This window comes from Rhodococcus sp. KRD162, assembly GCF_017168335.1.
GTDB lineage: Bacteria > Actinomycetota > Actinomycetes > Mycobacteriales > Mycobacteriaceae > Rhodococcoides.
Genome location: NZ_JABFAU010000109.1, coordinates 1 through 3,842, shown reverse-complemented (window position 1 = coordinate 3,842; position 3,842 = coordinate 1). Strand labels below are relative to the sequence as shown.

The window sequence follows — 3,842 nt, the reverse complement described above, 5'->3', positions numbered from 1 at the left end:
GGCTACGGGCTGGGGCTGCTGTTGGGCGGGGATGCCTGAAATCCCGGCTCCGGCGAGCTCGTCTTCGGGCAGCGTGGCAACGGCTTCGGTTACAGCACACTCGCGTTCGCGAGCCCGGACGGGCAGCGTCAAGTCGCGCTGACGTGGACCTCGACTGCAGCCGACCCGGCCACCGATCCCCTGTACGAGTACGCCAGCGCAGCGCTCATCACCGGACTCGAATCGACCTGCCCCGAGTAGCTCTTACAGCTCGCTCACCCATCCGTGCACCTCGTCACTGGTGAGCGCCGCTTGGTGGCGCTTGCGTAAGGTCAGCGTCACCGGTCCGGTTTCCTTGGTTCCTATTGCACGGCCGTCGATTTCGTACACAGGAGCCACTCCGGCCGAGGTTCCGCACACGAACACCTCGTCGGCGATGTACAGCTCGGTGAGGTCGACGGTACGTTCGGCGACCGTGAGCCCCTCCTCGCGCGCCAGCGTCAGAATAGTCCGACGGTTGATGCCGTCGAGGATGTCACTGGTGACATCCGGGGTGACGAGCACTCCGTTTCTCGCCAGGAAGATGTTTGCCGCACTGAATTCACAGACGTGGCCGTTGATGTCGAGAAAGATGCAGTCGTCGAATCCGCTGTCTATCGCATCTTGTTTGGCCAGAACGGAATTGACGTACGCACCGTTCACCTTGGCGCGAGATGGAATCGCATTGTCGGGAATTCGCCGCCACACACTCGTCTTCAGCCGCATCCCGTCCTGTGGCACAATAGGATTCGCGTCGTACAGGAAGATCGACACCGTGGTGTGCAGGCCACGTACCCGCGTTCCCGGGATCGACTCGTCGACATGGACGGTGGCTCGAACGTACACCTCGGTTTTCGGGGCATTGGCGGCAACGACGTCGTGGGTCGCCTGCACGAACCGCTCGAACGTCCACTGTGATGCGAACGTGTCGATACCGATGATCTTGCAGGATTCGACGAGCCGCTGGTAGTGATCGAGCAACCGGAACGCTGTGCGGCGTTCGCCGTCGACGCGCACAGGGAACACCGTGTAGACACTGAGCCCGTACAGAACGGCCGAGGTGGCCACTCCGAGCGTCGCGTCCTGCGCATCGACCAAACGATCTCCGAAATACACCTTCGAGTGTGGAAGTGCCATGCGGCGATGCTAGTCGCGCGGCGTGTCCGAGCGACAACGCATTTCCTTCTCTATCGTCGGGTCCATGAGCGCACGCACGATACCGACACGCATCCTGTGGAACGACGGCCCTGAAGTGGGTGCCATCGGCCTCGGTTGTATGGGCATGACCTGGGCCTACAAGGCCGACGAGCAGACGGAGAGCCCCGATCGCGTCATCGGCCACGCCCTCGACCTGGGCGTGAATTTCATAGACACCGCCGATGTGTACGGCCCCTTCACCAACGAGGAGGTCGTCGGTGCAGCCATCGGCAGTCGCCGTGACGAGGTAGTTCTCGCGAGCAAGGGCGGACTCGTTTCCCATGTCGGCGATGCGGGCGAGCCGGTCATTTCGGGCCCGAACGGCAAGCCCGAACATCTTCGGTCCGCGATCGACGACTCACTGCGTCGGCTGGGCGTGGACCACCTCGATCTGTACTACCTGCACCGTCCCGATCCCGAGGTCCCCGTCGAAGACAGCATCGGCGCGATGGCCGAGGCGGTGCAGGCCGGAAAGGTAGTTGCACTCGGTGTTTCGGAGTTCACCGTCGAGCAACTCGATCGCGCCCAGCAGGTGCATCCGATTTCGGCGGTGCAGTCGGAGTTGTCCCTGTGGACGCGTGATCACCTCGCCACATCGCTGAAGTGGACGCAGGACAACGGTGCGGCATTCGTGCCGTTCTCGCCGTTGGGCCGCGGCTTCCTGACCGGCAACTTCCGCGCAACCGCGCCCGCTGCAGACGATTTCCGCTCTCGCCTGCCGCGTTTCAGCCAGGACAACCTCGATGCCAACCTCGTGATCGTCGACGCTATCGCCGGCGTCGCCAACGAACTCGACGCGACGCCCGCGCAGGTGGCCCTGGCCTGGGTCCTGGCGCAGGGCGAGCATGTGGTCCCGATCCCCGGCACCCGACGCACCTCACGACTGGACGAGAACGCGGGAGCAGCCTCGCTGACCCTGAGCCCGGATCACCTAAGGGCATTGGACGCCCTGCCAGAGCCTGCGGGTGGCCGCTATTGAGGTCGTCAGCGTGCATCCGGCCGCCGACCGGGCACTCGCCGATCAAATTCTCGCGATCCAGAAGAGTGCGTACGCAGTCGAAGCGAGACTGATCGGCGACGACCGAATTCCGTTGCTGCACGAGTCGGTGGACGATCTGTGCGCTGCACAGGTCCTCTGGATCGTCGCGAGGGCGGATGACGCCATTCTCGGTGCTGCAGCGTGGTCCGATTCCGAGATCGACCGTCTGGTGGTGGCTCCCCCCGCTCACCGACAGGGCATCGGACGCACATTGGTTACTGGCATGCTGGATTCGATTGCGGGACAACGTGTGCAGGTGGCCACCGGACGGGACAACGCACCGGCCCGCCGACTGTACGAGTCTTTCGGCTTCGTGCACACCGAGGATCAGGAAGTACTGACGGGACTGTGGCTGGCGCGCTACGAACTCGTCCGCTGATTGGTTCCGGAGTTACGGGGGCGAGCGACGAACCAGATCAGCGCACCGGAGATCGGTAAGAGCAACACGAGCAGGCACCACCAGAATGCTGATCCACGACGAGCTTGATTGCTACGAAGAATCGACACCCATGCGATAGCCACCAACCCCAGCCATAGCACGATCACAGCGAGCCAAGCGAGATCGAATGCAAGCGGCACAGTTGGATTGCTGTCGTCCATCGCCAACCCCCCCTTCGCGTCGAAGACCTACCTTGAACGATGATCCGGTGATGAGATGGCCTGTGCATCTCGACATTGCCGAGACGCTTAACAAGTCACGCTCGAGTCGGTTGTGAAGCTGACCGCTCGTTGCCTGAGGTCTAACCTACCGTGTGGGACATGACTTCTGCTGGCGTTGCGGTCGCGCTTGCCCTGTTCGTCATGTCTTTCGTGTCGATCGTCCGTGACCCTTTCCTGGGATTCGTGGCGAAGCTGGCATGGGTGGTCGTTGCATTGATTCTGCCTATTGTCGGACCGATCCTCTGGTTCGCCGTCGGCAAGCGCTATCCCCACGGGCCGAGCGGCGGCAACCGATGACAGTTCAGTATCCAGTCGCATTTCGCAGGTCGATGTTCACCAGATGGCTGACTTGATCGCGAAGCCACTCGACGGTCTGCTGACCGGGCGCGGGCGTGTGGGCCAGCAGCGTCCAGCGAAGCCGGGTGTCCGGGCGTAAATCGAACTGCAGCAGGAGATCCGGAATCGTCGGCCACGGCGAGCTCCAGACGACGCGGTCGAACTCACTGCTCTCGACGATCCGGGGTAGCGTCGCATCCTCGAACATCACCGGCCAGGCGAACCCTCTGTTCAACGGGTGTAGATCGGGGTGCATCAGCGCTTTCCACACGAAGTGCACAGGCGGCGACAACGCTGCTGTCCCGGTCCCGAGAACCATCATCGGCCCACTGTACGCAGGTACCGACTCGAGATCCCTACTATTTTTCGCGCACGACCGGTGCGGCGGCTGCCATGTACCGACGACAGGCAGGGCTGTGCCCTGATGTTGGTATGGGTCGTTACGCGGGTTGTCGTGGTTCTTCGTCGCCGGCGTCCCCGGTGTTGTTGTTGTGGTGGTTGTGGTGGTCGGGTGGGTGCAGTACTTCTTCTGGGTGGTGTGCGTGGTTGATCAGCCCGCGACGTTGGGGGTCGATGTCGGTGGGTGGGTGCC

Annotated in this window: 6 protein-coding genes; 3 read left to right on the top strand and 3 right to left on the bottom strand. The window is 62.8% G+C overall.

Annotated elements, in window-relative coordinates; genetic code table 11:
• Nucleotides 1–243 precede the first annotated feature (243 nt).
• Nucleotides 244–1,155: an aminotransferase class IV gene (locus J1M87_RS28410; RefSeq protein ID WP_206492967.1), complete on the bottom strand. Its 912-nt coding sequence runs from the start codon at nt 1,153–1,155 to the stop codon at nt 244–246.
• Between the two features lie 64 nt (nt 1,156–1,219).
• On the opposite strand from J1M87_RS28410, the gene J1M87_RS28405 reads away from it, so the two are divergent.
• Together J1M87_RS28405 and J1M87_RS28400 are read left to right on the top strand one after the other, a co-directional pair.
• Complete coding sequence (locus tag J1M87_RS28405; RefSeq protein ID WP_206492966.1) at nt 1,220–2,194, top strand: aldo/keto reductase; 975 nt, start codon at nt 1,220–1,222, stop codon at nt 2,192–2,194.
• Nucleotides 2,181–2,633: a GNAT family N-acetyltransferase gene (locus J1M87_RS28400; RefSeq protein WP_206492965.1), complete on the top strand. Its 453-nt coding sequence runs from the start codon at nt 2,181–2,183 to the stop codon at nt 2,631–2,633. Before J1M87_RS28405 ends, J1M87_RS28400 begins: the two co-directional genes overlap by 14 nt.
• Here the strand turns inward: J1M87_RS28400 and J1M87_RS28395 are convergent.
• Nucleotides 2,615–2,854: a PLDc N-terminal domain-containing protein gene (locus tag J1M87_RS28395; RefSeq protein WP_206492964.1), complete on the bottom strand. Its 240-nt coding sequence runs from the start codon at nt 2,852–2,854 to the stop codon at nt 2,615–2,617. The genes J1M87_RS28400 and J1M87_RS28395 overlap by 19 nt on opposite strands.
• Nucleotides 2,855–3,013: 159 nt before the next feature.
• On the opposite strand from J1M87_RS28395, the gene J1M87_RS28390 reads away from it, so the two are divergent.
• Nucleotides 3,014–3,211 (top strand): PLD nuclease N-terminal domain-containing protein, encoded by a 198-nt coding sequence (locus J1M87_RS28390; RefSeq protein ID WP_206492963.1) that lies wholly within the window; start codon nt 3,014–3,016, stop codon nt 3,209–3,211.
• Nucleotides 3,212–3,215: 4 nt separating this feature from the next.
• On the opposite strand, the gene J1M87_RS28385 is transcribed toward J1M87_RS28390, so the two are convergent.
• Entirely contained in the window at nt 3,216–3,572 is a 357-nt protein-coding gene (locus tag J1M87_RS28385) for a hypothetical protein (protein ID WP_206492962.1), read from the bottom strand.
• Nucleotides 3,573–3,842: the final 270 nt, after the last annotated feature.